Below are 26,820 nucleotides of genomic sequence, written 5' to 3' on the forward strand. Positions count from 1 at the left end.
AATTCCTATTCATCATCTGTTGCATAACCATCAATAGCATGAGAGTGTAAATACTGAATGATTTTGTCAGCTTCTTCATCAGTTGGCATAGCAAAAGTTCTCATAGTGGCAAAAATACCATCCCATTCCATCATGTTATGTTCTTTAGGGGCATGGGCTGCATGGCACATGGAGCAAGTATCATAATATAAGAACTCAGAATCCGCCCATGCTTTAGCTTGGTCGTTGGTTAAATCCTTCTTAGGCAAGGACACTTCCATAGTATCCGCTTTCACTCCCCCTGCTTTACTCAAAGAAATAAAAGGCATAACAAAATTTTTTGTGCCATAAAGCACTTTATCATCGCCTGTCTTCAAATAGCCCTTAACTCTAATAATCGTTTTATCGCCCACATCACTCACTTTTTCTACAGGAGTCCCCCTAGCAATCTTACCTATCTTTTCCTTACCTGATTTGTCATACACATCTAAATCGCCCATAACCCACAACTTTTCAGCACTTAATACACTCAAAAATAACGCTACTAACCAAATTTTTTTCATCATTTACTCCTTTTATGCCCCAATAATGCTTGGCACTGACACTGAATGATAGGGCTTGACTAACTCATTCTTTCTGAGTCTTCTAATATTTACTAAAGTTGTGTTAACCGAAGTGGCTTGTGCCATGCCACTTGTAGGGCGTGAAGAAGTAAGCACATTCACATGCCCTGCGTTACATCGTGGGTGTTTCGCTTTGGTATCTTCTGGGTCATACCATGCCCCTTCTTGAATACTCAAAACGCCTTGACGGATATTCTTGGTTACAAACGCCCCCGCTAATAATCTTCCCCTAGCGTTAAACACTTCTACAATTTCACCATGTTTAATGCCTAATTTCTTAGCGTCTAGTTCGTTGATAACTACAGGCTCTCTACCTTGAATCTTATACACATTCCTAATCCAAGTATTATCCAGCTGTGAATGGACACGATATTTTGGGTGCGGAGAGACTAAATGGAATGGATAAGTCTCAGCCATTTTAGAGCCTAGCCACTCTGCTGGCTCAAACCAAGTCGGATGCCCTTTAAAATCAGCCAGTTTAAAATCCGCACATTTTTGAGAAAAAATTTGAATTTTCCCACTCTCTGTAGCCAACTTATTATTGATAGGGTCTTGCCTGAACTCCGCATGACGCACAAATTTTCTCGCATCTTCAGGAATTTCAAACTCCACAAAACCATCACTCCAAAATTTATCAAAAGGTTTTAAAGTAGGTCCATCGCTTCTTTCATAAAAGCGTTTAATCCAATCCATATAGCTTTTAGAGCCGGTGAAGCGTTGCTCTGCTTCATTCCCCCCAATGCGTAAAGCAAGCTGTCTGAAAATCTCATAATCATCTTTAGATTCATAAACAGGCTCTACAACCTTACGCATAGCATAAATCACATTCTTAGAATAACTCCCCCCAAAAGTGATATCATCCCTCTCCATAGTGCTAGTAGAAGGAAAAACAATATCGGCAAACTTCGCTGTAGGCGTCCACCAAGGCTCATGCACAATCACACAATCCACGCTTCTTAACGCACGAATGAGTTCATTCGCATCAGGCTCATGCCCTAATAAACTCGCCCCACAATTATAGACCATTTTGATTTTAGGCAATTTGAGTTTTTTACCCTTGAAATCAATTTCTTTACCCGGATTCAAAATCGCTTCAGAAACCCTAGAAGCTGGAATAGTGCCTTTCACACGATTACGCCCTTGTGAAATCCCTGGAATGGGTCTTGCCCCTGAGCTTGCTTGCCCATTTCCGCTATAATGCATAGAAAAGCCAAAGCCCCCACCAGGCAAGCCCACTTGACCAATCATGCTGGCTAAAACGATTAACGCCCAATCAGGTTGCTCGCCATGCTGGGCTCTTTGCATCGCCCAATTACCCGCTAAAAAAGTGCGGGTAGAGACAAATAAATCCGCTAATTCTTTAATTTTTTCTGCCGGAACTTCAGTGATTTTAGACGCCCACTCTAAAGTCTTAGGCGTGTTATCGGTTTGTCCTAGCAAATAGGGTAAAAATTTATCAAAACCATCGGTATATTTAGCGATAAATTCTTTGTCATACTTGTTGCTTGTGTAAAGATAGTTCATCATGCCTAGCATTAACGCCACATCAGTATTAGGGCGAATTTGTATCCATTCAGCATTAAAAGCTTGAGCGGTTTCGGTATAAATGGGGTCAATACTAATGAATTTAATGCCGGCTTTTTTATACTTAGGGTAGTAGCTATCATTGACATGGTTTGGCACAAAATAATCAATGCGATTACATTTGAATAAATCCGCCCCCCACATGACATATACCTTACAATTTTTAATCATCTCTTCATGGGTCGTTTGTTGCGAATAAACTTCCATATCTCCCACGATAATAGGATTCACTCTGCCTGCTGCACCATTACTATACTCTCCATCAGTCCCAACTGCCCCCCCTAAAGTCGTGTTAAAAAACCGCCCTGCTAGGCTATTACAACGATGCAATTTACCCACATGCCCCCAGCCACCATAACTCGCATTATAAATATTTTCTCTAGGAATTTCTTTAAGCTTTTTAGCTGCTAAATCCAAAGCCACATCCCAGCTCACACGCACAAACTCTTCTTTTCCACGCAACTCTTTGTGGTTTTTTTTATTTTCCAAAAAGCTCTTACGCACACAAGGATACTTCACCCTGCTATCTGAATACACCCTATCTGCCATAGCTTTTAACATCGTGGTAGGGTTGTAATCACTCTTTTGGGGAATAATATCTTTGATAACCCCATTTTGAACTTTCGCAATAAAGGGACCAAAATGCGTTGCATGAGGAATGGACTCTACTTTTTCAAAACTATTAATAGCTTTTAAAGGACTGGTGCTAACGAGTGCAACTACCCCTGCTGTTCCTTTTAGGATACTTCTGCGTGAAATAGACATGGCTCTCCTTCAAATTTGGCATTCTTATTAAAAACACTTGAGATTCTAACACACATTACATAAAATTATCGTTAATCAATTCTCATAATTTATGCTGATTTGAAACTATCTCTTATTCACGCTTCCCATATCAGCGACTTTTCCCCACATCAAGCGGTATTTTCTCTTCATAAACTCAATTTCTTCTCTTGCCTTGTCAAGTTCATCTCGCATCATATCAATGGTTTTCTTATCTTCTTCATAGACTTCTTGCATAGAAATCAAAGCATCTTTTAAAAACATGTTTTCATTTTTGAAAGCTGAAATCGTTTCATCTTTAGCTAGAACCACTTTATCGTGCAAGCTTAAAATAGTGTTAATAGTCTTTTCTACAAACATAGGCTCTAAAGAATGCCCATTCATATCCATTGAAACTAAATTGTTTTCCACTTTTTTAATCAGTGCGTTAGTCCCACTGCTCGCATCAATAAGAAGCTTATCACCACTTTTTCTGCTTTGAATTTTGCCAGCATTCACTAACTCCAAAATTCTTTCTTTAGAAAGCCCAGAAAGATGGCTAAACTCTTCTAACTCAAGCCATGCTAAAGCGCTCAAATCTTCTAAGCCTACCGACTCTCTATCATCTTGCTCTTTTGATGTAACTTGGGCTTTTGTTTTTTCTAAATCTAAAATATCCAAATCTTTCCTTCAAAATGATATAACTTAAAACAACCTAACGCAACTTTTTAATCGCCTTTTTCAAACTCTCTAACAAATAATCAATATCATTCACTGAATGGCTAAAGTGTAAACTCACTCTAAGCCATCCGGGTTTAGTCGTAAAATCGCTTGATTTTTGGGTGTTAAGATTCAATAAATCATGCCCATAAGGTCCTGCACAAGAGCAACCTGCACGAGTTTCAATGGCGTATTCATAGCTTAAAACCCTAGCCAAATCATAGGGTGAAACGCCCCCTATATTGAAAGCCACTACCCCCAAACGACTGGCTGTTAAATTCCCATAGATATTAATGGCTGGCAAATCTCTTAACCCATACATAAGCACTCGTAACAAATTATCTTCTCTCTTTTTGATAAAGTCCAAACTACATTCATCTCTTAATTGATATGCTAGAGTGCTTTTGTAAAATTGCAATAATCCTGGCGTGCCAAACTCTTCTCTTAAAGGTAGTTCTTCAATAAACTCATGCCTGTTGCTATTAGCGTATTTAATCACCCCTCCAGCACTAAAACTAGGGGCAATTTGAGTGTCAATCAAATCTTTAGCAATACCTAAAAGACCGCACCCCCCAACACCCCCCAAAAGCTTATGGGGGGCATGAAAACTTGCTTGATATTCACAATCTTTAGGGTTAGCATGAGCGCTAAAATTAGCCAAATCTAAGGCTAAAGTGACTCTATAATTCTTGCACAACGATGAGACTTCTTTTAAGGGTGTGAGAAGCCCCGTTACATTAGAAGCACCACTTATAGAAACCAAACTATTAGGGTGCTTTTTTAAGTGTTGCTCTAAATTTTCTAAATCTAATAAGCCATGTTTATTTAAAGGAATACGCACCACTTCACACAAGCCTTCACGCCAGCTAATTTCGTTAGAATGGTGTTCATAAGGGCCTACAATAACATGCTTTAAAGGAATATCTTTTAAATACGGCTCTAAATTTTTCTTGGTTTTTGAAGGAATACATACCCCTAAAATCTCTTGAAATTTCTTAATCGCTGAGCTTGCTCCATATCCAGCACTTAAAATTAGATATTGTTCGCTTAAACCTAAAGAGTGACGCAATCTATTTTGACATTCTTCTAAAAGTGCCCCCATTAAAATGGCATGCTTAGAGGCGATAGAATGAGCGTTCGCATAGTAAGGTAATAAAGATTTCATGCGTTTTTCAACTAAACTACTCGCTAACCCTGATGCTCCAAAATCAAAATAACGCACCCCTTTTTTTAAGATAATACTGGAGCGAATTTGTTCTAAAAGGTCTTCATTAGGATTGAGTAAGGGGGCAAAACTTTTATTTAAAAATGCTTGCATAAAAACCACCAACGCTTTTAGCGTTTATCCCCACTTAAAATATGAAAATGCAAATGCATAACTTCTTGCCCAGCATTTTTACCGACATTGGTTAAAAGCTTGTAACCGCTTTCTTTAATCCCTAACTTTTCTACCACTTCAAAAATGAATGTTGTCATTTGTGCCATAAGCTCTGGGGTTATGCCATTAAAATCTTGAATGCTTTTTTTAGGAATTACTAAGGCATGGACTTTAGCTTGGGGGTTAATATCATAAAAGGATAAAAAATGCTCGTTTTCTAAAATCTTAGAACAAGGGATTTCGCCCTTAATTATCTTTTCAAACACATTCATGCTACTTTTCACTCTCTTTTAAGGTTTCTCTTTTATTAAAGTTGTATTATACTCTAGCTTTTAAAAATACCCTTAAAAAATTAAAAGGATTGTTTTGCACACTTTATTGGAAAAATTACAAACCATAACTAACAGCAAAGAGTTAGAAGAGGTGCGTTTGAATGCCCTTGGAAAAAAAGGTGTCTTTGCACTTAAATTTGCTGAACTTAAGAATTTAAATGGCGAAGAGAAAAACGCCTTTGCTAAAGAAATACACCATTATAAACAAGCATTTGAAGAAGCGTTTGAGTTGAAAAAAAAGACCATTATGGAGCTTGAGCTAGAAGAATGCTTAAAAAAAGAAAAAATTGATGTGAGTTTGTTTAACACTCAAAAAACAAGCTCTTCTCACCCCCTAAATTACACCAAAAATAAAATCATTGAATTTTTTACCCCCTTAGGATACAAGCTTGAAATCGGCTCTTTAGTAGAAGATGATTTTCATAATTTTAGCGCTTTAAATTTGCCCCCTTATCATCCTGCAAGAGATATGCAAGACACTTTCTATTTTAAAGATAACAAACTTTTAAGAACACACACTTCACCTGTGCAAATCCATACCATGCAAAATCAAACCCCCCCTATTAAGATGATTTGCTTAGGAGAGACCTTTAGGCGAGATTATGACTTGACCCATACGCCCATGTTTCATCAAATTGAAGGGCTTGTGGTAGATAAAAAAGGAAGTATCCATTTCACGCACTTAAAAGGCGTGATAGAAGACTTTTTACACTATTTTTTTGGCAATGTGAAATTAAGATGGCGTTCGAGCTTTTTCCCTTTTACTGAACCTAGTGCTGAAGTGGATATTAGCTGTGTATTTTGTAAGCAAGAAGGCTGTAGGGTATGCTCACATACCGGCTGGCTAGAAGTTTTAGGCTGTGGCATGGTAAATAATGCCGTCTTTGATGCGGTAGGTTATAAAAATGTGAGCGGATTTGCCTTTGGCATGGGCATTGAGAGATTATCAATGCTTACTTGTCAAATCAATGATTTACGCAGTTTCTTTGAAACTGATTTAAGAGTATTGGAGAGCTTTTAATGAAACTAAGCACTTATGATTTGAATGTTTTTGTAGATGTTCCTAAGGATATAAACAAACTCTGTGAAAATTTGAGTTGCTTAGGCTTAGAAGTAGAGAGTTGTATTCCTTGCATCGCCCCTAAGAATGTGGTTGTGGGTAAAGTGCTAGAAAAAACACCCCACCAAAATGCTGAGAAACTGAGTGTGTGTCAAGTAGCCGTGGGTAAGGAAGTTTTACAAATCGTGTGTGGGGCTAAAAATGTCAAAGAAAATCAATTTGTGCCAGTCGCACTCAATGGAGCGACAATAGGCTCAATCACTATTGCTAAAACCAAACTTAGGGGGGTGGAGAGCTATGGCATGATTTGTTCTAGCACAGAACTTGGCTTTCCTAAAATTAGTGAAGGCATATTGGAATTAGATGAAAGTATTGGAGAGTTAGTTCTAGGTAAGGAATTGTGCGAATACACCTTATTCAACACGCATATTTTAGAAATCTCACTCACTCCAAATCGTGGGGATTGCTTGAGTGTTTTAGGCGTTGCTAGAGAAATCAGTGCGTTTTATCAATCGCCCCTAAAACCTATCAAGGCATTAGATTTTACTAAAAAAAGCGATTTAATCACACTCAATACTGATGATAATATTCAATCGCATTTAGCTTATTATTTGATTAAAAACCATTCTTTAAACACCCCTTTAAATATCAAACTTGCACTAGCTCATAACAATGCGTTGAGTGAGAATGCTTTAAAAAATTTCATAGAATATGGCACGCATTTTAGTGGGGTGCTAATGAATGCTTATAGCGTAAGTTTATCCCCTATTAATCTAAGCGTAAAAAGTGATGAAAATAACCTTGAATATACTAGTATGAATGGTGCTTGTGTAAATGCTTGCGGGGGTGGTCATTATATCAATAAACTATCCACTATCGGCGTAGAACATACCATAGAAGAAGATTTAGATGAATTTTTACTCTTAGAAGCGAGTTATACAGAGCCTACAAACTTATCCTTAAAACTACATGCCCTAAAAGATAAAACACTTAAAAAAGACAACGCCCTTATCTATAGAAGCACTAGGGGAAGCAACCCTAACTTATTAGAAGGTTTAGATTTTTTAAGCACTCTTTTAAAAGCTGAAATTTATGAAATTAAGCAAACCAAGCAAGCCTTGAAGAAACATACACTTACGATAAAGCTTGAAGAAATTACAGAGATTTTAGGACTTGCTATAGAGAGAGAAAAAGTTCAAAGCATTTTAAAAAGTTTAGGCTTTGAAGTTGAGATAAAAGAGCAAAATTTAGAAATTATAGTGCCAAATTTTAGGCATGATATTAAAACAATCCAAGATATTGCTGAAGAAGTCTTACGCTTTGTAGGAATTGATAATTTAGTCTCCAAGCCCCTTAATTGTGTCAATAGGGAGAGTTCAAACCCACATTATCACACGCACCGCTTTTTTGAGAATCTTAAACACAAGGCTCTTGCTTGTGATTTTAAAGAAGTCATTCATTATGTGTTTTATTCCAAAGAAAAACAACAAAAGCTAGGCTTTGAAGTTTTAGAAGACTCACTAGAATTACAAAACCCTATCACAACGGAGTTAAACTCGCTTAGAACGAGCCTTGTTTGTGGTCTTTTAGATGCGAGTTTGAGAAATAAAAATTTAGGGTTTAAAAGCATAGCCCTTTATGAAAAAGGAAGCGTGTATAACTCTAAAAGAGAAGAAACTCAAAAGCTAGGTTTTTTAGTGAGTGGCTTAAAAGCATTAGAAAGCTATCCTTATGCTAAGGGTAGAACATGGGATTTTTACTCTTTTGCTGAATGTATTTCAAAAATTATAGGGGATTTTAGTCTAGAAAAGTTAGTTACTCAAAAGCCTATCAATCACCCCTACCAGAGCGCTAAAATCGTTCAAAATAATGAAGTTATAGGCACAATCGCAAAAGTCCATCCTAAAGTTATCCAAGAACTAGATTTATTTGAAAGCTATTATGCTGAAATTGATGCAACTAAACTCAAGCACCCTAGTATGCTATTACAACCCTTTAGTATTTATCCTAGTAGCACAAGAGATTTGACCCTTTTAATAGACAAAGACATTGCTTTTAGCACTCTGTTAAAAGCTTTAGAAGATGCTAAAATTCCTAACTTACACGAAATTCTAGCCCTTGATGTTTTTAAAGAAAACGATAATACTATCGCTTTAAGCATACGCCTTGTTATTAGCTCTTTAGAAAAAACCTTAAATGATGAAGAAGTTAATTCTGTCATTCAAAAAGCCCTTGAAATTTTAGAGAAAAAATTCAATGCCCACCTTAAAGGATAATTTTTGATAGATTTAGAGCTTGATATTAATGCTAGTGATAAATCGCTCTCGCACAGAGCGGTAATTTTTAGCCTACTAGCTCAAAAACCTTGCATAGTGCGCAATTTTTTAATGGGGAAAGATTGTTTAAGCTCACTAGAAATCGCTCAAAACTTAGGGGCTAAAATAGATTTTATTACACAAAATTCTTTTAAAATCACGCCCCCACTTACTTTAAAAGAACCTAATAACATTCTAAATTGCAATAATTCTGGCACAAGCATGCGCTTATATGCAGGGCTTTTGAGCGCTCAAAAAGGGCTTTTTGTCTTAAGTGGGGACAATTCATTAAACTCACGCCCTATGAAAAGAATCATTGAGCCTTTGAATGCTTGTGGGGCAAAGATTTTAGCAAGAGAGAATAATCATTTGGCTCCGTTAGTTATCTTAGGAAGCCCCTTAAAAGCTTTTGATTATGAAAGCCCTATCGCTTCTGCTCAAGTAAAAAGTGCTTTAATTCTAAGTGCCTTACAAGCACAAGGTATAAGCACTTATAAAGAAAATGAGCTTAGTCGTAACCACACAGAAATTATGCTTAATAAACTTGGAGCAAATATTCAAAATAAGCAAGGCGTTTTAAAAATAACGCCTTTAGAAAAACCCCTAGATTCTTTTGATTTTAGTATTGCTAATGACCCATCAAGCGCATTCTTTTTCGCTCTAGCTTGCGTTATTGTGCCAAATAGCCGCATTCTTTTAAAAAATGTCCTACTCAATCCCACTCGCATAGAAGCTTTTGAAGTCTTAAAAAAAATGGGCGCTAAGATAGAGTATTTGATAAAATCCAAAGATCTAGAAATCATAGGCGATATTTATGTGGAGTATGCCCCTTTAAACGCTATTACCATAGATAAAAATATTGCAAGCCTTATTGATGAAATCCCAGCCCTTTCAATTGCTATGCTTTTTGCAAAAGGTAAGAGTGAAATCAAAAATGCTAAGGATTTACGAGCTAAAGAAAGCGATAGGATTAATGCCATTATTTCTAATCTCAAGGCTTTAAAATTGGAATGCGAAGAATTTGAAGATGGGTTTTGCATAGAAGGTTTAGAAAATGCAGAAAATTTAAAGCAACACTTTTCTAAGATTAAACCCCCTATTATCAAGAGCTTTAATGACCACAGAATCGCAATGAGTTTTGCAATTTTAGGCTTAGTGCTACCCTTAGAAATTGATAATTTAGAGTGTGCTTCAATTTCTTTTCCTAAATTTCATACAATGCTTAATTCACTCAAACAAGGAAAATAACATGGAAATTAAAATGGCTAAGGATTATGGTTTTTGCTTTGGTGTCAAACGAGCTATACAGATTGCTGAAAAAAATGAAAACAGCTTGATTTTTGGCTCACTCATTCACAATGCTAAAGAAATCAATCGTTTAGAAAAAAACTTCAATGTAAAAATTGAAGAAGACCCTAAAAAAATCTCTAAAGACAAGAGCGTGATTATCAGAACCCATGGCATTCCTAAACAAGACTTAGAATATTTGAAAAATAAGGGGATAAAAATCACTGATGCGACTTGCCCATATGTGATTAAACCCCAACAAATTGTAGAATCTATGAGTAAAGAAGGTTATCAAATCGTGCTTTTTGGAGATATTAACCACCCTGAAGTTAAGGGCGTGATTAGTTATGCCACTAATCAAACTCTAGTGATTAACTCTTTAGAAGAATTGCAAGAAAAAAAGTTACAACGAAAAGTGGCTTTAGTCTCTCAAACCACCAAACAAACCCCAAAACTCTTACAAATCGCTTCTTATCTCATTGAAAGATGCCCTGAAGTGCGTATTTTTAATACGATTTGTAACGCTACTTCACACAATCAAAAAGCTGCTTTAGATTTGAGTAAAGAAGTGGATATTATGATAGTCGTAGGTGGCAAAGCTTCTTCAAACACCAAACAACTCTTAAATATTGCTAAACAGCATTGTAAGGACAGCTACCTGGTAGAAGATGAAAGCGAATTAAAAATAGAATGGTTTAAGGATAAAACCTTATGCGGCATTACGGCTGGGGCTTCTACGCCTGATTGGATTATAGAAAATGTCAAGCAAAAAGTTAGCACATTCTAAGCAAATTTGGTATTTTTCTTAAAAAATACACTAAATTTTGGTTTTTAAACGATTTTATAAGCCAAAAAAAGATAGAATACCCCAAGGATTTTATATTTATAATTAAGGCAATCAATGAGCAAGGCAACAGATTATCAGAACTTTACTGACGAGGAGGTAGATTTCGCAACACTCTTAGAACAGGAAGAAGAAGCCCTAGAAAAAGGCACTATTAAAGAAGGGCTAATTGTTTCAATCAATGAAAATGATGGTTACGCCATGGTTAGTGTCGGAGGCAAAACAGAAGGTCGCTTGTCCTTGGGTGAGATTACAGATGCAGATGGTCGTTTGATGTATCAAAAAAACGACCCTATTATGGTGCATGTGTCTGAGAGAGGTGAGCGTCCTAGTGTTTCTTATAAAAAGGCTATCGCCCAGCAAAAAATTCAAGCTAAAATTGAAGAATTAGGCGAAAGTTATGAAAACGCAGTCATTGAAGGTAAGGTTGTAGGGAAGAATAAGGGGGGCTACATTGTGGATTCTCAAGGCATTGAGTATTTTCTCTCTCGCTCACATTCTTCTCTAAGAAACGATGGCAACCACATAGGCAAGCGTATCAAGGCTTGTATCATTCGTGTGGATAAAGAAAACCACTCTATCGCCATTTCTCGCAAGCGTTTCTTTGAAGTCAATGATAAGCGTCAGCTTGAGATTTCTAAAGAATTGTTAGAAGCTACAGAGCCTGTTTTGGGGATTGTAAGACAGATTACCCCCTTTGGAGTTTTTGTAGAAGCTAAGGGCATTGAAGGTTTAGTCCATTACTCTGAAATCAGCCATAAAGGGCCGGTGAATCCTGAGAAGTATTATAAGGAAGGCGATGAAATCTATGTCAAAGCCATTGCTTATGATGAAGAAAAAAGACGCCTTTCATTATCTGTGAAAGCAACTACAGAAGATCCGTGGGAAGAAATCCAGGATAAGTTAAAACCCGGTTATGCTATTAAGGTTGTGGTAAGCAATATTGAAAACTATGGGGTTTTTGTGGATATCGGTAATGATATTGAGGGCTTTTTGCATGTTTCTGAAATCTCTTGGGATAAAAATGTTAGCCATCCTAACAATTATCTCAGCGTAGGACAAGAAATTGATGTGAAAATCATTGAAATTGATTCTAAAAACCGCCGTTTAAGAGTCTCTTTAAAACAGCTTACTAACAGACCCTTTGATGTTTTTGAAACTAAACATCAAGTGGGTGATGTTTTAGAGGGGAAAGTTGCTACTTTAACTGATTTTGGAGCATTTTTAAATTTAGGTGGTATAGATGGATTGCTCCATAACCACGATGCTTTTTGGGATAAAGACAAAAAGTGTAAAGACCACTATAAAGTTGGCGATGTTATCAAGGTAAAAATTCTTAAAATCAACAAGAAAGATAGAAAAGTCTCTTTGAGTGCAAAGTATTTAATGCCTTCGCCCACAGAAGAGTTCGCTCAAAAGCATAAAGTAGATGACATCATTAAGGGCAAAGTGGTTGGCATTAAGGATTTTGGTGTCTTTATTCATACCGATGGTATTGATGTATTGATTAAAAATGAAGACCTAAGCCCCTTGAAAAAAGATGAAGTTGGAATGGGTCAAGAAATCACTTGTGTAATCGTTGCGATTGAAAAGTCTAACAACAAAGTGCGTGCTTCTGTGCATCGTCTAGAACGCAAAAAAGAAAAAGAAGAATTGCAAGCATTCAATGCAAGCGATGATAAGATGACTCTAGGCGATATTCTTAAAGAAAAACTTTAAAAGCATTAAAAAAGTATGAGATTTAAAACAATTTTTGTTTTTATCTCTCTAGCTATTGCTCTTGGCACTCTAGCTTATTTATTCCTAAGCCTAGAAAAAGAAATACCTGCTGTTTCTCGTATAGATGAAAGTAAATCTAAGACAGAAAGTAGTCATGGTATTCGCTTAGAAGAAACCCACGATGATACTCTCTCCCAAAACTTTGATACACAAGAGTCAACAAATTATCCTGTTGTTGAGCATCATTTTGAAGTTTCCTTTGAAAAAAAGGATTTCAAATACTCAAAACTCATCATTAAAGACTTAGAAAAATACCAATTCTTATGCTTAAAAGAAATCTTAAAACAAGAAAAAATTGATTATGCCTACGATAACACCCCAAACCAATCTAATCTCATCATCTATTTAGATGAGTCTAAGCGTGAAAGCTTTTTAGATGACCTAGACTATTACAAAATACGCTATCATGCCATTCCATAAAGTCTCAGAGGAATTTTTATGTATCAAGTAGCCATTTGTGACCCCATCCATGCTAAAGGTGTTCAAATCTTAGAAGCTCAAAAAGATATTGTTTTACATGATTATTCTGCATGTCCTAAAACAGAGCTTTTAGAAAAACTTATTCCTATGGACGCTCTTATTACTCGCAGTATGACCCCTATTACAAGCGAATTTTTAAAGCCCTTAAACAATTTAAAATCCATTGTAAGAGCGGGTGTGGGCGTAGATAATATTGATTTAGAAAGCTGTTCTCAAAAAGGCATTGTGGTAATGAATATTCCTACTGCTAACACCATTGCTGCAGTAGAATTAACTATGGCACATATCATTAATGCAGTGCGGACATTCCCTAGTGCTAATGAACAAATCAAAAACCAAAGATTATGGAAACGAGAAGATTGGTATGGCACAGAATTAAAGGGTAAAAAACTAGGTATTATTGGCTTTGGAAATATTGGCTCTAGGGTTGGCATTAGAGCCAGGGCCTTTGAAATGGAAGTTCTAGCCTATGACCCTTATATCCCTTCTTCAAAAGCCACTGACTTGGGGGCGATTTATACAAAAAATTTTGAAGATATTTTACAATGCGATATTATCACTATCCATACCCCTAAAAATGAAGAAACCATTAACATGATAGGTGCTAAAGAAATTGAACGCATGAAAAAAGGGGTTGTCTTAATCAATTGCGCTAGGGGTGGGCTTTATAACGAAGACGCCCTTTATGAAGCCCTAGAGACCAAAAAAGTGCGTTGGCTTGGCATTGATGTCTTTTCTAAAGAACCTGGCATTCATAACAAGCTCTTAGACTTACCTAATGTCTATGCAACCCCTCATATTGGTGCTAACACTCTAGAGTCTCAAGAAGAAATTTCCAAACAAGCCGCACAAGGAGTTATGGAGTCTTTAAGGGGTTCAAGCCATCCGCATGCTCTCAATTTGCCTATGCAAGTTTTTGAACCCAGCATGAAAGCTTACTTGAATTTAGCTCAAAAATTAGGCTATTTTTCTAGTCAAATCCATAAAGGCGTGTGCCATAAAATTGAGCTTAGTCTTTGTGGAGAGATTAGCAAACATCAAGATGCACTTGTGGCTTTTATGCTCGTAGGCGTGTTAAAACCTATTGTAGGGGATAAAATCAATTATATTAACGCCCCCTTTGTGGCAAAAGAAAGGGGTATTGAAATCCAAGTTACTCTCAAAGAAAGCGCATCGCCTTATAAAAACATGCTCTCTTTAACTTTAAATGCAACCAATGGCACAATGAGTGTGAGTGGCACCGTGTTTGAAGAAGATATTTTAAAGCTCACTAATATTAATGGTTTTGATATTGATATAGAACCAAAGGGTAAAATGCTTTTGTTTAGAAACACGGACATTCCAGGTGTTATTGGAAGTGTAGGGAATGTATTTGCTAGACATAGTATCAATATTGCTGATTTTCGTTTGGGACGCAACGCACAAAAAGAAGCCCTAGCACTTATTATTGTAGATGAAGAAGTTTCTTTGGAAGTTTTAGAAGAGCTTAAAAACATTCCTGCATGCTTAAGCGTTCATCATGTTATCATCTAAGGTTATTGAAGAGTGCGAGATTTTTTAGAGCTTTTAAAAGAGCATGATGAATTAGAAATCATTGATACTCCCCTTGATGTGGAGCTAGAAATCGCTCATCTAGCCTACATAGAAGCTAAAAAACCTAATGGGGGAAAAGCCCTATTATTTAATCGCCCCATAAAAAAAGTCAACAACCAAACAAAAGCGTTTGATATGCCTATTTTAATGAATGCTTTTGGTTCGTTTAAACGCTTGGAGCTTTTATTAAAAACCCCTATAGAGAGCTTGCAACAACGCATGCAAGCTTTCTTACATTTTAATGCCCCTAAAAATCTTACTGAGAGTTTAAAGGCTTTAAAAGACTTATGGACTTTAAGGCACATTTTTCCTAAAAAAACCACTCGCCCTAGAAATCTTATTATCAAACAAAATGAAGAGGTCAATTTATTTGATTTGCCTATTTTAAAAACTTGGGAAAAAGATGGTGGGGCATTCATCACTATGGGACAAGTCTATACCCAAAGCCTAGATAATAAGAAAAAGAATTTAGGCATGTATCGCTTACAAGTCTATGATAAAAATCATTTAGGCTTGCATTGGCAAATCCATAAAGACTCTCAACTCTTTTTCCACGAATACGCTAAAGCTAAAGTAAAAATGCCTGTGAGTATCGCCATTGGAGGGGATTTGCTCTACACATGGTGTGCTACAGCCCCCTTACCCTACGGGATTTATGAGTTAATGCTCTATGGATTTATTAGAGAGAAAAAAGCACAAGTTATGCCGTGTTTGAGTAATTCTTTGAGCGTGCCAAAAGATTGTGATATTGTGATAGAAGGGTTTGTGGATTGTGAAAAATTAGAGCTTGAAGGGCCTTTTGGAGACCATACCGGCTATTACACCCCCATTGAGCCTTACCCTATCTTAGAAGTTAAAACCATTAGTTACAAAAAAGACGCTATTTACTTAGCCACCGTAGTGGGTAAGCCCCCTTTAGAAGACAAATACATGGGGTATTTAACAGAACGCTTGTTTTTGCCCTTGCTTAAAACAAACACGCCAAGTCTCATTGATTATTACATGCCAGAAAATGGGGCTTTTCATAATTTAATTTTAGCTCAAATAAGCACACACTACAACGCCCATGCCAAGCAAATCATGCATGCTTTTTGGGGTGTGGGGCAAATGAGTTTTGTCAAACATGCAATTTTTGTGAATATTGACGCTCCAAATTTAAGAGACACTAACGCTATTATTGAGTATATCTTAAAAAATTTCTCTACCCAAAAGGTGCTAATCTCTCAAGGCGTGTGTGATGCATTAGATCACGCAAGCCCTGAATATGCTATGGGGGGCAAACTTGGTATTGATGCGACAACTAAAAGCGATACCCCCTATCCTACGCTTTTAAACGATGATTCATTACTAAGGCTTTTACAAGATAAAATGCCTAGCATTATTCTTTTGAAGCAATATTATACGCACACTAACAATCCCATTTGTGTAATTAGCGTAGAGAAGAAAGATAAAAGTATCATTGAACTAAGTAAAAACTTGCTAGGTTTTGAAGAGTATTTACGCATTGTGGTATTTGTAGAGCATAATAGCAATGATTTAAACAACCCCTACATGTTATTATGGCGTGTAACTAACAATATTGACGCACAGCGTGATATTCTCATCTCTAAGCATTGTTTTTTTATAGACGCTACAAATAAAGGTATCATGGATAAGCATTTTAGAGAATGGCCCTTAGAGACTGATTGCTCCATAGAAGTCATAGAAAGCTTGAAAAATAAAGGGCTTTTAAAAGATTTTGAAAACTTAAATCAAAATTTTCATCTCACGCACTCTTTTAGCACGCATAAGGAAGAGCTATGTTAGATTATAAGCAAAGAATTGACACTCTAATTTCTACGATAGAAAAAGCTCGCATAGCCTATTCAAGACACCATATCGTTCAAATAGTGGCTATTTCAAAAAACGCTTCCATAGAAGCCATTCAAAATTACTATAATTGCTCTCAAAGGGCTTTTGGAGAAAATAAAGTTCAAGATTTAAAAATTAAAATGCAAAATTTAGAGCATTTGCCCCTTGAATGGCACATGGTAGGCTCTTTACAAGAGAATAAAATCAACACCCTTTTGAGTTTAAAACCAGCCCTTTTACATTCTCTAGACTCTTTAAAACTTGCTTTAAGCATAGAAAAGCGTTGTGAAAAACTAGGCGTTACTTTAAACTCCCTTTTACAAGTTAATAGCGCATATGAAGAGAGTAAAAGCGGAGTCATGCCAGAAGAGACACTTGAAACTTATGCTCAAATTAAAGAGTCTTGCAAGCATATCAAATTAAAAGGGCTTATGTGTATAGGAGCTCACAGCAACGATGAAAAAAAGATTGAAAAATCCTTTGTTATTACTAAAAAACTTTTTGATAATTTAAAAGGAGCAACTATTCTTTCAATGGGCATGAGCAGTGATTTTGAATTAGCGATTGCTTGTGGGGCTAATCTTTTAAGGATTGGCTCTCATTTATTTAAAGAGTAAGATGTTAGAAGCTTATACGCTTAAAATTGGGGCTGTTTTTATCTCTGATGCACATTTTTTACCTAAAAGCTCTCATTTAATGGATTTGCTTAGAGAACTTTTACAAACTAAACCCCCACAAGTCTTTTTTATGGGCGATATTTTTCATGTGCTTGTGGGCTACTTACCCCTAGACAATACCGAAAAAGAAATCATTGGTTTAATCAATGCGTTAAGCCAAATTTCACAAGTCTTTTACTTTGAAGGCAACCATGATTTTTCTATGCGTTTTGTTCTTAGTCCTAGCGTGATTGTCTTTGAACGCAAGCACCAGCCCGCATTATTTCAATGCAATGACAAACGCTTTCTACTAGCCCATGGGGATTTGTTTATCACTAAAGCGTATGAATTTTATATCACGCAACTCACTTCCACTTGGGCGAGATTTTTTTTAAGTTGTCTGAACTTAATGAGTTTTAAAACCTTATACCCCCTTTTAAAAAAACTCATCTATAAAAAACCCATTCGCCTTTGGGAGCTAGAGCCAACAAAACTACAATCCTTTATTCAACAACGCCTAAAAGCCTATCAAAACTATATCACACAAAAAGGTCTTAAAGGAATTGATGGCATTATAGAAGGGCATTTTCATATCAAAAGAGACAAAAGAAGTCCCTTAAATACGCCTATTTATTACCCCCTACCTTCTTTTTATTATCAACAAAGCATTTTTAGGGTATCATCAAAGGATTTAGAACGATTACAATAATAAGGGGTTACCCAAGGTTATGGCGGATAAAACAGCTAACGCTTTGAGATTGAGCGAAATAGAATTAGTGGATTTTCGTATTTATGGTGTCCAAAATGGCGTTCCTTACGAGGGTATTTATGGCATTAATGTCGCAAAGGTTCAAGAAATCATTCCTATGCCTACCATTTTTGAATATCCCACCAATTTGGATTACATTATTGGCGTGTTTGATTTACGCTCCACGATTATTCCGCTAATAGACCTATCTAAGTGGATAGGAGTTATTCCTGACAGAAACAAGGAAAACGAAAAAATTGTCATTATTACTGAATTTAATAATATTAAAATGGGCTTTTTAGTTCATTCAGCTAGACGCATTAGACGCATTAGTTGGAAAGATGTAGAGCCTGCAACTTTTAGTGCATCAAATAACATCAGCAAAGAGAATATTACCGGCACCACACGCATTGAAAACGACCAAACCTTGCTGATTTTAGATTTAGAAAGTATTTTAGATGATTTAGGACTAAATAATGACTCTAAGAATGCTAAGGATTTTACCCCTAAACAGCGTTTTGAGGGCGATGTATTATTTTTAGATGATAGCAAGACTGCTAGAAAAACTTTAAAAACCCATTTAAACAAATTAGGTTTTAACATTACTGAAGCCGTAGATGGAGAAGATGGGTTAGACAAGCTAGAAAAATTATCTAAGCAATATGGCAATGAGTTAAGAAAGCACTTGAAGTTCATCATTTCTGATGTAGAAATGCCTAAAATGGATGGCTATCACTTCTTGTTTAAACTCCAAGAAGACCCAAGATTTGCTAATATTCCTGTGATTTTTAATTCTTCCATTTGTGATAGTTATAGCGCTGAGAAGGCTAAAGAAATGGGTGCTGCGGCGTATTTGGTCAAATTTGATGTAGAAAAATTTACGGAAGAAATTTCTAGGATTTTAAACCAGAATGCTTAATTTTTTTCACAAACATTGTAAAATACTTTTATCTCAAATGCTAAAAAAGGGTTCTTAATATGGATGATTTGCAAGAAATAATGGAAGACTTCTTAATTGAAGCCTTCGAAATGAATGAACAACTTGACCAAGATTTAGTAGAGTTAGAGCATAATCCTGAAGATTTGGACTTACTCAATCGGATTTTTAGGGTAGCTCATACCATTAAGGGTTCTAGCTCGTTCTTAAACCTTAATATTCTCACACATCTTACTCATAACATGGAAGATGTCTTGAATCGTGCCAGAAAAGGCGAAATCAAAATCACGCCTGATATTATGGATGTCGTGTTACGCTCCATTGATTTGATGAAAACTTTACTCGTAACCATTAGAGACACAGGCTCCGATGCTAATAATGGCAAGGAAAACGAGATTGAAGAGGTTGTTAAGCAGCTTCAAGCTATTGTCAATCAAGACTTAAATAATGCTACAGAAACCACAGAGAGCAAAGAAAACCCTAAGGAAAAAGAAGAAGCCACAGCTCCCAAGGAGGCTTCTAACACAGAAAATCAAGCCAGCGACACGAGCAACCCACTAGCTGATGAGCCGGATCTAGATTATTCTAATATGAGTGCTGAAGAAGTAGAAGCTGAAATTGAGCGCTTGCTTAACAAACGACAAGAAGCGGACAAAGAGAGAAGAGCCCAGAAAAAGCAAGAAGTTCAAGCCGATTCTAAACCAAAAGCACCCCCTTCAAGCACTCAAGAAACAAAAACCCCCACAAAAGCACCCGCTCAAACCACAAAACCAGAAAGTAAAGCCAAGCCAAAAACTGAAGAGAATAAAGCCCCATCTATCGGTGTGGAACAAACCGTAAGAGTAGATGTGCGAAGACTTGACCATTTGATGAATCTCATCGGTGAGCTTGTTTTAGGAAAGAACCGCTTAATTAGAATCTATAGCGATGTAGAAGAACGCTATGATGGCGAGAAGTTTTTGGAAGAACTCAATCAGGTTGTTTCATCTATCTCAGCGGTAACGACAGACTTGCAATTAGCTGTTATGAAAACCAGAATGCAACCGGTGGGCAAGGTGTTTAATAAATTCCCTCGCATGGTGAGAGACTTGAGCCGAGAGCTAGGCAAGAGTATTGATTTAATCATTGATGGAGAAGAAACAGAGCTTGACAAATCCATTGTAGAAGAAATCGGCGACCCACTCATTCACATTATCCGTAATTCATGTGACCATGGCATTGAGTCCTTAGAAGATAGAAAAATGCTTAACAAACCCGAAACCGGTAGAGTGGAGTTGAGTGCATATAATGAAGGCAATCATATTGTAATCAAAATTGCTGATGATGGCAAAGGTTTAGACCCTTCAATGCTGAAGCAAAAAGCCATTGAAAAGGGGGTGATTAATGAGAGAGAAGCTGAGAGCATGAGCGATAGAGAAGCGTTCAACCTTATTTTTAAACCGGGCTTTTCAACCGCAAAAACCGTTTCTAATGTCTCAGGTAGAGGTGTTGGCATGGATGTGGTGAAAACGAATATTGAAAAACTTAATGGTATCATTGAAATTGACTCAGAAGTGGGCGTAGGCACCACTCAAAAGCTCAAAATCCCCCTTACTCTAGCCATTATTCAAGCCTTGCTTGTAGGCGTGCAAGAAGAGTATTATGCTATCCCGCTTTCTTCAGTTTTAGAGACCGTGCGAATCAGTCAAGATGAAATTTACACCGTTGATGGCAAGAGCGTTCTACGCTTAAGAGATGAGGTGCTTTCTTTGGTGCGTCTTTCTGATATTTTCAAGGTAGATGCAATTTTAGAATCAGGCTCTGATGTGTATGTGGTTATCATTGGCTTGGCTGACCAAAAAATTGGCGTGATTGTGGATTATCTAATCGGTCAAGAAGAGGTGGTGATTAAATCTTTAGGCTATTATCTCAAAAATACTAGAGGCATTGCTGGAGCCACAGTAAGAGGCGATGGTAAAATCACTCTCATTGTAGATGTAGGGGCAATGATGGAAATGGCAAAGAGTGTGAAGGTTAACATCACTACCTTAATGAATGAATCAGAAAATGCTAAGAGCAAAAGTTCACCCAGTGATTATGTGGTCTTGGCTATTGATGATAGTAGCACCGATAGAGCGATTATTCGCAAGTGTTTAAAACCGCTAGGAATCACACTCTTAGAAGCCACTAACGGGCTAGAGGGCTTAGAAATGCTTAAAAATGGTGATAAAATGCCTGATGCAGTTTTAGTAGATATTGAAATGCCTAAAATGGATGGCTACACTTTTGCCTCTGAAGTGCGTAAATACAATAAGTTTAAAAACTTACCACTCATTGCAGTAACTAGTCGGGTAACAAAAACCGATAGAATGCGAGGCGTTGAATCTGGAATGACAGAATACATCACTAAGCCCTATAGCGGCGAGTATTTAACAAGCGTGGTGAAGCGTAGTATCAAATTAGAAGGGAGTGAGTCATGAGCAATCAATTAAAAGATTTGTTTGAAAAGCAAAAAGAAGGTAACACAAGCTCTAAACAAGAAGATAACGAAGAAATTTTACAATTCATTGGCTTTATTATCGGCGATGAAGAGTATGCCATTCCTATTTTGAATATTTTAGAAATTGTAAAACCTATCGGCTATACACGAGTCCCTGAGACACCTAATTATGTGCTTGGCGTGTTTAATCTAAGGGGTAATGTCTTCCCCCTCATTAGCTTACGCTTAAAATTCGGTTTGAGTGCTGAAAAGCAAAATAAAGACACTCGCTATCTTGTAGTGCGTCATAACGACCAAATCGCTGGGTTTTTCATTGACCGCCTAACAGAAGCCATCCGTATCAAGCAAACCGATATTGACCCCGTGCCAGAAACTTTGAGCGATAACAATAATTTGACCTATGGCATCGGAAAACAAAACGACCGACTCGTAACCATTCTTAGAGTAGAAGAAATCTTGAAAAAAGATTTCTAAACAGCAAACCACCCCATAAGCTCATTATTGATTTTTGGGCTTTAAAAAATTGAGTATCTTTATTATCATTTTTGGGCTTTTTAGGTTTTAGTGCTATTTCTCCAAAAAATTTCATACTTTTTTAAATTTCTCGTTTACTTTTCTAAGATTTTTGTTGACCCCCTTTAAACCCCTATTTTAAGGCTCTCATCTTGTGTGATTTGATTTCTACACAGCCTTTTTTCTTTTATTGTTTTGTTCAAAGATATTATTTTTTTTAAAAAGTTAATATTAAACATGCTATGATTTGCTCGCCTTTAAATTCTAACTACAAGGAGAAAAGATGAAATTAACTCCCAAAGAGCAAGAAAAATTCTTGTTATATTATGCAGGTGAAGTCGCTAGAAAGCGTAAGGCTGAAGGCTTGAAATTAAACCAGCCAGAGGCTATTGCCTATGTTAGTGCACATATTATGGACGAAGCAAGGCGTGGTAAAAAGAGTGTTGCAGATTTGATGCAAGAATGCATGCACTTTTTGAAAAAAGATGAAGTCATGGAAGGCGTGGGAAATATGATTCCTGATTTAGGCGTTGAAGCATGCTTTCCTGATGGCACCAAGCTTGTAACGGTGAATTGGCCCATAGAGCCTGATAATCATAAAGCAGGTGAAATTAAATTTGGCAGTGATGAAGATATTGAAATCAACGCCCATAAACAAGCCACAGCCATTAAACTTAAGGTTAAGAATAATGGCACAAAATCTTTGCATGTGGGTAGCCATTTTCATTTCTTTGAAGCTAATAGAGCCTTAGAATTTGACAGAGAAAAAGCCTATGGCAGACGCTTAGATATTCCAAGCGGAAATACCTTAAGAATTGGAGCTGGTGAGACTAAAGAAGTTACTCTAATTGAAATTGGTGGGTCTAAGAAAATTATCGGTATGAATGGGCTTGTCAATAATATCGCTAACGAACGCCATAAGTCCACTGCTATTGAAAACGCTAAAAAACACGGATTTTTAAAATAAGGAGTTTCCTATGAAAATGAAAAAACTTGATTATGTCAATACTTATGGGCCTACTAAGGGGGATAAAGTAAGACTCGGCGATACTGAGCTTTGGGCAGAAGTTGAGCATGACTATACCATTTATGGCGAAGAGTTAAAATTTGGTGCAGGCAAGACCATTAGAGAAGGCATGGGGCAATCTAATAGCCATGATGAAAACACTTTGGATTTAGTGATTACAAACGCTTTGATTATTGACTACACCGGCATTTACAAAGCTGATATTGGGATTAAAAATGGCAAAATCCACGGCATTGGAAAAGCTGGGAATAAAGATATGCAAGATGGCGTTAGCCCTAATTTAGTCGTAGGTGTAGGCACAGAAGCATTAGCGGGAGAAGGCATGATTATTACAGCTGGTGGGATTGATAGCCACACGCATTTCTTAAGCCCGCAACAATTTCCAACAGCCCTAGCTAATGGTGTAACCACAATGTTTGGTGGCGGAACAGGTCCAGTTGATGGCACAAATGCTACAACCATTACTCCAGGTGAGTGGAATATCCACAGAATGCTAAGAGCCGCTGAAGAATACGCTATGAATGTAGGGTTCTTAGGAAAAGGAAATTCTTCTAGCAAACAGCAATTAGTGGAGCAAGTCCATGCAGGGGTTATTGGTTTTAAATTACACGAAGACTGGGGCACTACACCAAGCGCGATTGATACTTGCTTAAGTATTGCTGATGAGTATGATGTGCAAGTGTGTATCCATACAGACACCGTGAATGAAGCTGGGTATGTGAATGACACGCTCAATGCGATGAACGGACGCGCCATTCATGCATACCACATTGAAGGGGCAGGCGGAGGACATAGCCCAGATGTTATCACTATGGCTGGTGAGGAAAACATCTTACCAAGTTCAACTACCCCAACCATTCCTTATACCATAAATACGGTTGCAGAACACTTAGACATGCTAATGACCTGCCACCACTTGGATAAAAAAATTAGAGAGGATTTACAATTTTCACAAAGTCGTATCCGCCCAGGTAGCATTGCGGCTGAAGATGTCTTGCATGACAATGGCATGATTGCTATGACAAGTTCTGATTCTCAAGCTATGGGAAGAGCGGGCGAAGTCGTGCCTAGAACTTGGCAAACCGCTGATAAAAACAAAAAAGAGTTTGGTCCTTTAAAAGAAGACGCTAAAAATGGGAATGATAATTTCCGCATTAAACGCTATATTTCTAAATACACTATAAATCCTGCTATTACGCATGGCGTGAGTGAATACATCGGCTCTGTAGAAACAGGAAAAATCGCTGATTTAGTCGTGTGGAATCCAGCCTTTTTTGGTGTGAAGCCTAAAATCATCATTAAAGGTGGCTTGGTTGTATTCTCTGAAATGGGCGATAGCAATGCATCTGTGCCAACCCCTCAACCTGTATATTACAGAGAAATGTTCGGTCATCATGGAAAGGCTAAATTTGATACTAGCATTACTTTTGTCAATAAGACTGCCTATGAAAATGGCATTAAAGAAAAGCTTGGCTTAGAAAGAAAAGTATTGCCCATTAAAAATTGTCGCAATGTAACTAAGAAAGACTTTAAGTTTAATAACACAACAGGGAAACTCAGCGTAGACCCAGAGAGCTTTGAAGTCTTCTTAGATGGTAAGCTTTGTTCTTCTAAACCAGCGAGCGAATTACCTTTAGCCCAACGCTATACTTTCTTCTAAAAAAAGACTCCCTTAAGGATATTTTTCTTAGGGGAATTATATAAAAACCTTATTCTTAAAATTTTATTGACTAGGAATAATCTGAAATGATTAATTGTATTTCTGCACACAAAACCCCATCCTGATTTTTCAATTCATATGCCTTTTAACTTCTTGCTATCTTATTATTTAAAAACCCTATTAGCTCGCCAAATTGTGTAGATGGGTTGGGATAATTTTCATTCTTACCACCATCTTTATGGTATTTTTGAACTTGTTTAGCATTCTTTAAAGCTATTTCATAACTATCAATAATCATTCTGTAAAACTTTTGATTGTTTTTTGCATATTCCATTTCAATCTTTAAGTTACTGAGATAAATATCAATTTCTTTCTTAAGAGCTTCATCATCCTTAAATTCTGCTGTTGTATAATACAAATGCAATAAAATCCAATACTCAAAGCATGGGTTAGAAATAATGGCTCGCACTTCTTGCTTACCACATTTCTTTTTTAACCTTCCAATCTCTATATTCACCTTTTTATTTTTCTCGTCCTTATCATCATCCACATCTGCAACGCAAAACACATGCGTATAGGGGTTACCCCTATTCTTATTTATACATTCCAAAACCTTTTGAGTGATATGATAAAAATCAGATTTCTTACCACAAGGCACTATTTCAATATCAAAACTTTCTAACTTAAATTTTTGCTTATAAAGCGATAAATACAAATGCTCTGAGCGTAGCTTTTCTCCCTCACAAACAATAAGTACCCTTTTGGACTCTACTAGACACTCTAAAGGTTCTAGATTGCTTTCATTAAAAGTTTGCCTTGTAGATCTCAAAGATGACATCTATCTACCCCCCAACATCATAAGTCAATATCACGGATAAAAGGGACACCTCCAAAACGACCTGAAAGATAAGCCTCTTCAATATCTTCAATAGAATCGGTCTCATACCCACTTAATGGGAATAAACGAGTCGCCCCATTATCCATTTTTCTACAAAACCATATACAATCTATAAAACGCTCTAAATCATCTTCAAACGACAATAAAGAAGTGTCATGGGTTGTAACCACTAATTGCGCATGCTTTTTATTCAAGCGCTCATGTTGAAACATTTTCCACAAAAAATATACCAAACGAGAATGCAACTTTTCATTCAATTCATCCACAATTAAGGTATGCCCTTTGCGTAACGCCACTATAAAAGGGGCTAACAATTCTAAGAATCTTTGTGTCCCTGCCGATTCTTGCTGTAAGTCAAAACCTTCCTTGTGTTCATCGGAATGGAAAAATTTAAGTTTATCTCTTGTCCTAAGACTAGGTATCGCACTTCTTCGGGTATGCACACGCCTTTCTTCTTGAATAACTTCCAAATTTTTAATAGAAAAATCTACATCCTCCAAATAAGTTAAAATCAGCGCTTTATCTCTTTCATTTTTGCACATCTCTATAGTATTATTATTAGAAATATCATTAGAGAAACGCCCAAAACGACTGAAACTAAGCCCTAAATGTTCTAAACGCGATTCATCTACTATAATTTTTAAATTTTTGTCAAACCAATCAAAAACAGAACGAAGAGAGGGTTTCAAATAGGAAGTTTTGAATACTGCCCCTACAGACAACCATAAAACATTATCCCCCGCAAATTCTCTAATCTCTTGCCATTTTTCTTCTTGGTAAGTGCTTTCAAAGCTAGAATCAGCATGGCGGATAAAACATATCTGCTTCCCTTTCTCCTCCCCATTAGGATAAGCATACAGCCACTCTTTGATGATTTTTTCTCTTGTAGCACTAAAGCCATATCTGTAGTGCGTGTTTTCTATAACGAGATTGACTTCAAATTCGCTAGACTCTCTTTTTGTCGTTTTGTCTAGTAAAAATGGCTCAACACGAAGATTAATGCCCCTTGTAATAAAACCCTCTCTTATAATTTCTTGCATAACCTTTAAGGCAAGCACAATAGTCGTTTTTCCGGTTGCGTTAGCCCCATAAATTGCGGTCGTGTTTAATAAATGCATACCGTTAATACCAGAATTAAAAGTGTGGGCATGTCTTTTATCGCTAGAAGCTCTTAAATCTAATAGGGTCGATTCTTTAATAGACATAAAGTTTTTAACCCTAAAATTAACTAACACTATCTTATCCTTGAAAATTTGCTTAAATAACCTTATTATATCAAACAAAATAAAGAAGAAAAGGTATTTTTTCAATACTA

The 26,820-nt window shown here is 36.8% G+C and carries 22 protein-coding genes; 15 read left to right on the forward strand and 7 right to left on the reverse strand.

The window, feature by feature from the left end; translation table 11 throughout:
* Positions 1-5 precede the first annotated feature (5 nt).
* The 5 genes from HCD_RS02655 to HCD_RS02675 form a co-directional block, all read right to left on the reverse strand.
* Positions 6-542 carry a hypothetical protein gene (locus HCD_RS02655; protein ID WP_014659057.1) on the reverse strand — a complete coding sequence of 179 codons (537 nt, stop codon included), beginning with the start codon at positions 540-542 and terminating at the stop codon, positions 6-8.
* Positions 543-554: 12 nt separating this feature from the next.
* Positions 555-2,951, reverse strand: coding sequence for a molybdopterin guanine dinucleotide-containing S/N-oxide reductase (locus tag HCD_RS02660; protein WP_014659058.1), 2,397 nt, complete (start codon positions 2,949-2,951; stop codon positions 555-557).
* A gap of 105 nt (positions 2,952-3,056) precedes the next feature.
* Positions 3,057-3,629 carry a DUF3972 domain-containing protein gene (locus HCD_RS02665; protein WP_014659059.1) on the reverse strand — a complete coding sequence of 191 codons (573 nt, stop codon included), beginning with the start codon at positions 3,627-3,629 and terminating at the stop codon, positions 3,057-3,059.
* 34 nt (positions 3,630-3,663) lie between these two features.
* Positions 3,664-4,986 carry an aminotransferase class V-fold PLP-dependent enzyme gene (locus HCD_RS02670; protein ID WP_014659060.1) on the reverse strand — a complete coding sequence of 441 codons (1,323 nt, stop codon included), beginning with the start codon at positions 4,984-4,986 and terminating at the stop codon, positions 3,664-3,666.
* 17 nt (positions 4,987-5,003) lie between these two features.
* Positions 5,004-5,318, reverse strand: coding sequence for a histidine triad nucleotide-binding protein (locus HCD_RS02675; protein ID WP_014659061.1), 315 nt, complete (start codon positions 5,316-5,318; stop codon positions 5,004-5,006).
* A gap of 94 nt (positions 5,319-5,412) precedes the next feature.
* Here HCD_RS02675 and pheS point away from each other — a divergent pair, with 94 nt between their 5' ends.
* The 15 genes from pheS (at position 5,413) to ureB (ending at position 24,607) form a co-directional block, all read left to right on the forward strand.
* On the forward strand, positions 5,413-6,399 hold the full coding sequence (pheS, locus tag HCD_RS02680) for a phenylalanine--tRNA ligase subunit alpha (RefSeq protein ID WP_014659062.1): 987 nt from the start codon (positions 5,413-5,415) through the stop codon (positions 6,397-6,399).
* On the forward strand, positions 6,399-8,714 hold the full coding sequence (gene pheT, locus HCD_RS02685) for a phenylalanine--tRNA ligase subunit beta (protein ID WP_014659063.1): 2,316 nt from the start codon (positions 6,399-6,401) through the stop codon (positions 8,712-8,714). Before pheS ends, pheT begins: the two co-directional genes overlap by 1 nt.
* Before the next feature lie 3 nt (positions 8,715-8,717).
* Complete coding sequence (aroA, locus tag HCD_RS02690; protein WP_014659064.1) at positions 8,718-10,001, forward strand: 3-phosphoshikimate 1-carboxyvinyltransferase; 1,284 nt, start codon at positions 8,718-8,720, stop codon at positions 9,999-10,001.
* A 1-nt stretch (position 10,002) separates the two neighbouring features.
* Positions 10,003-10,827: a 4-hydroxy-3-methylbut-2-enyl diphosphate reductase gene (locus tag HCD_RS02695; RefSeq protein ID WP_014659065.1), complete on the forward strand. Its 825-nt coding sequence runs from the start codon at positions 10,003-10,005 to the stop codon at positions 10,825-10,827.
* Positions 10,828-10,941: 114 nt separating this feature from the next.
* Positions 10,942-12,603, forward strand: a complete 1,662-nt coding sequence (locus HCD_RS02700) for a 30S ribosomal protein S1 (protein WP_014659066.1) — start codon at positions 10,942-10,944, stop codon at positions 12,601-12,603.
* Positions 12,604-12,618: 15 nt separating this feature from the next.
* Positions 12,619-13,083 carry a hypothetical protein gene (locus HCD_RS02705; protein WP_014659067.1) on the forward strand — a complete coding sequence of 155 codons (465 nt, stop codon included), beginning with the start codon at positions 12,619-12,621 and terminating at the stop codon, positions 13,081-13,083.
* 18 nt (positions 13,084-13,101) lie between these two features.
* Positions 13,102-14,676, forward strand: coding sequence for a phosphoglycerate dehydrogenase (gene serA, locus HCD_RS02710; RefSeq protein WP_014659068.1), 1,575 nt, complete (start codon positions 13,102-13,104; stop codon positions 14,674-14,676).
* A 12-nt stretch (positions 14,677-14,688) separates the two neighbouring features.
* Entirely contained in the window at positions 14,689-16,542 is a 1,854-nt protein-coding gene (locus tag HCD_RS02715) for a menaquinone biosynthesis decarboxylase (protein WP_014659069.1), read from the forward strand.
* A complete protein-coding gene (locus HCD_RS02720; protein WP_014659070.1) occupies positions 16,536-17,204 on the forward strand; it encodes a YggS family pyridoxal phosphate-dependent enzyme in 669 nt (222 codons plus the stop codon). The genes HCD_RS02715 and HCD_RS02720 overlap by 7 nt, the downstream gene beginning before the upstream one ends.
* Before the next feature lies 1 nt (position 17,205).
* Positions 17,206-17,952 carry a UDP-2,3-diacylglucosamine diphosphatase gene (locus HCD_RS02725; protein ID WP_014659071.1) on the forward strand — a complete coding sequence of 249 codons (747 nt, stop codon included), beginning with the start codon at positions 17,206-17,208 and terminating at the stop codon, positions 17,950-17,952.
* A gap of 19 nt (positions 17,953-17,971) precedes the next feature.
* Positions 17,972-18,910 (forward strand): chemotaxis protein CheV, encoded by a 939-nt coding sequence (locus tag HCD_RS02730; RefSeq protein ID WP_014659072.1) that lies wholly within the window; start codon positions 17,972-17,974, stop codon positions 18,908-18,910.
* 59 nt (positions 18,911-18,969) lie between these two features.
* Complete coding sequence (locus HCD_RS02735) at positions 18,970-21,387, forward strand: hybrid sensor histidine kinase/response regulator (protein WP_014659073.1); 2,418 nt, start codon at positions 18,970-18,972, stop codon at positions 21,385-21,387.
* Positions 21,384-21,881: a chemotaxis protein CheW gene (cheW, locus tag HCD_RS02740; protein ID WP_014659074.1), complete on the forward strand. Its 498-nt coding sequence runs from the start codon at positions 21,384-21,386 to the stop codon at positions 21,879-21,881. The genes HCD_RS02735 and cheW overlap by 4 nt, the downstream gene beginning before the upstream one ends.
* 322 nt (positions 21,882-22,203) lie before the next feature.
* Positions 22,204-22,887, forward strand: coding sequence for an urease subunit alpha (ureA, locus tag HCD_RS02745; RefSeq protein ID WP_014659075.1), 684 nt, complete (start codon positions 22,204-22,206; stop codon positions 22,885-22,887).
* Between the two features lie 16 nt (positions 22,888-22,903).
* Positions 22,904-24,607 carry an urease subunit beta gene (gene ureB / locus HCD_RS02750; protein ID WP_173361709.1) on the forward strand — a complete coding sequence of 568 codons (1,704 nt, stop codon included), beginning with the start codon at positions 22,904-22,906 and terminating at the stop codon, positions 24,605-24,607.
* 145 nt (positions 24,608-24,752) lie between these two features.
* Here ureB and HCD_RS02755 read toward each other — a convergent pair whose 3' ends face one another.
* Entirely contained in the window at positions 24,753-25,445 is a 693-nt protein-coding gene (locus HCD_RS02755) for an RloB family protein (protein WP_014659077.1), read from the reverse strand.
* A gap of 17 nt (positions 25,446-25,462) precedes the next feature.
* Positions 25,463-26,740 (reverse strand): AAA family ATPase, encoded by a 1,278-nt coding sequence (locus tag HCD_RS02760; protein ID WP_014659078.1) that lies wholly within the window; start codon positions 26,738-26,740, stop codon positions 25,463-25,465.
* Between the last annotated feature and the right edge of the window lie 80 nt (positions 26,741-26,820).

The sequence above is a fragment of the Helicobacter cetorum MIT 99-5656 genome (genome assembly GCF_000259275.1).
In the GTDB taxonomy this organism is placed as follows: Bacteria; Campylobacterota; Campylobacteria; order Campylobacterales; family Helicobacteraceae; genus Helicobacter; species Helicobacter cetorum.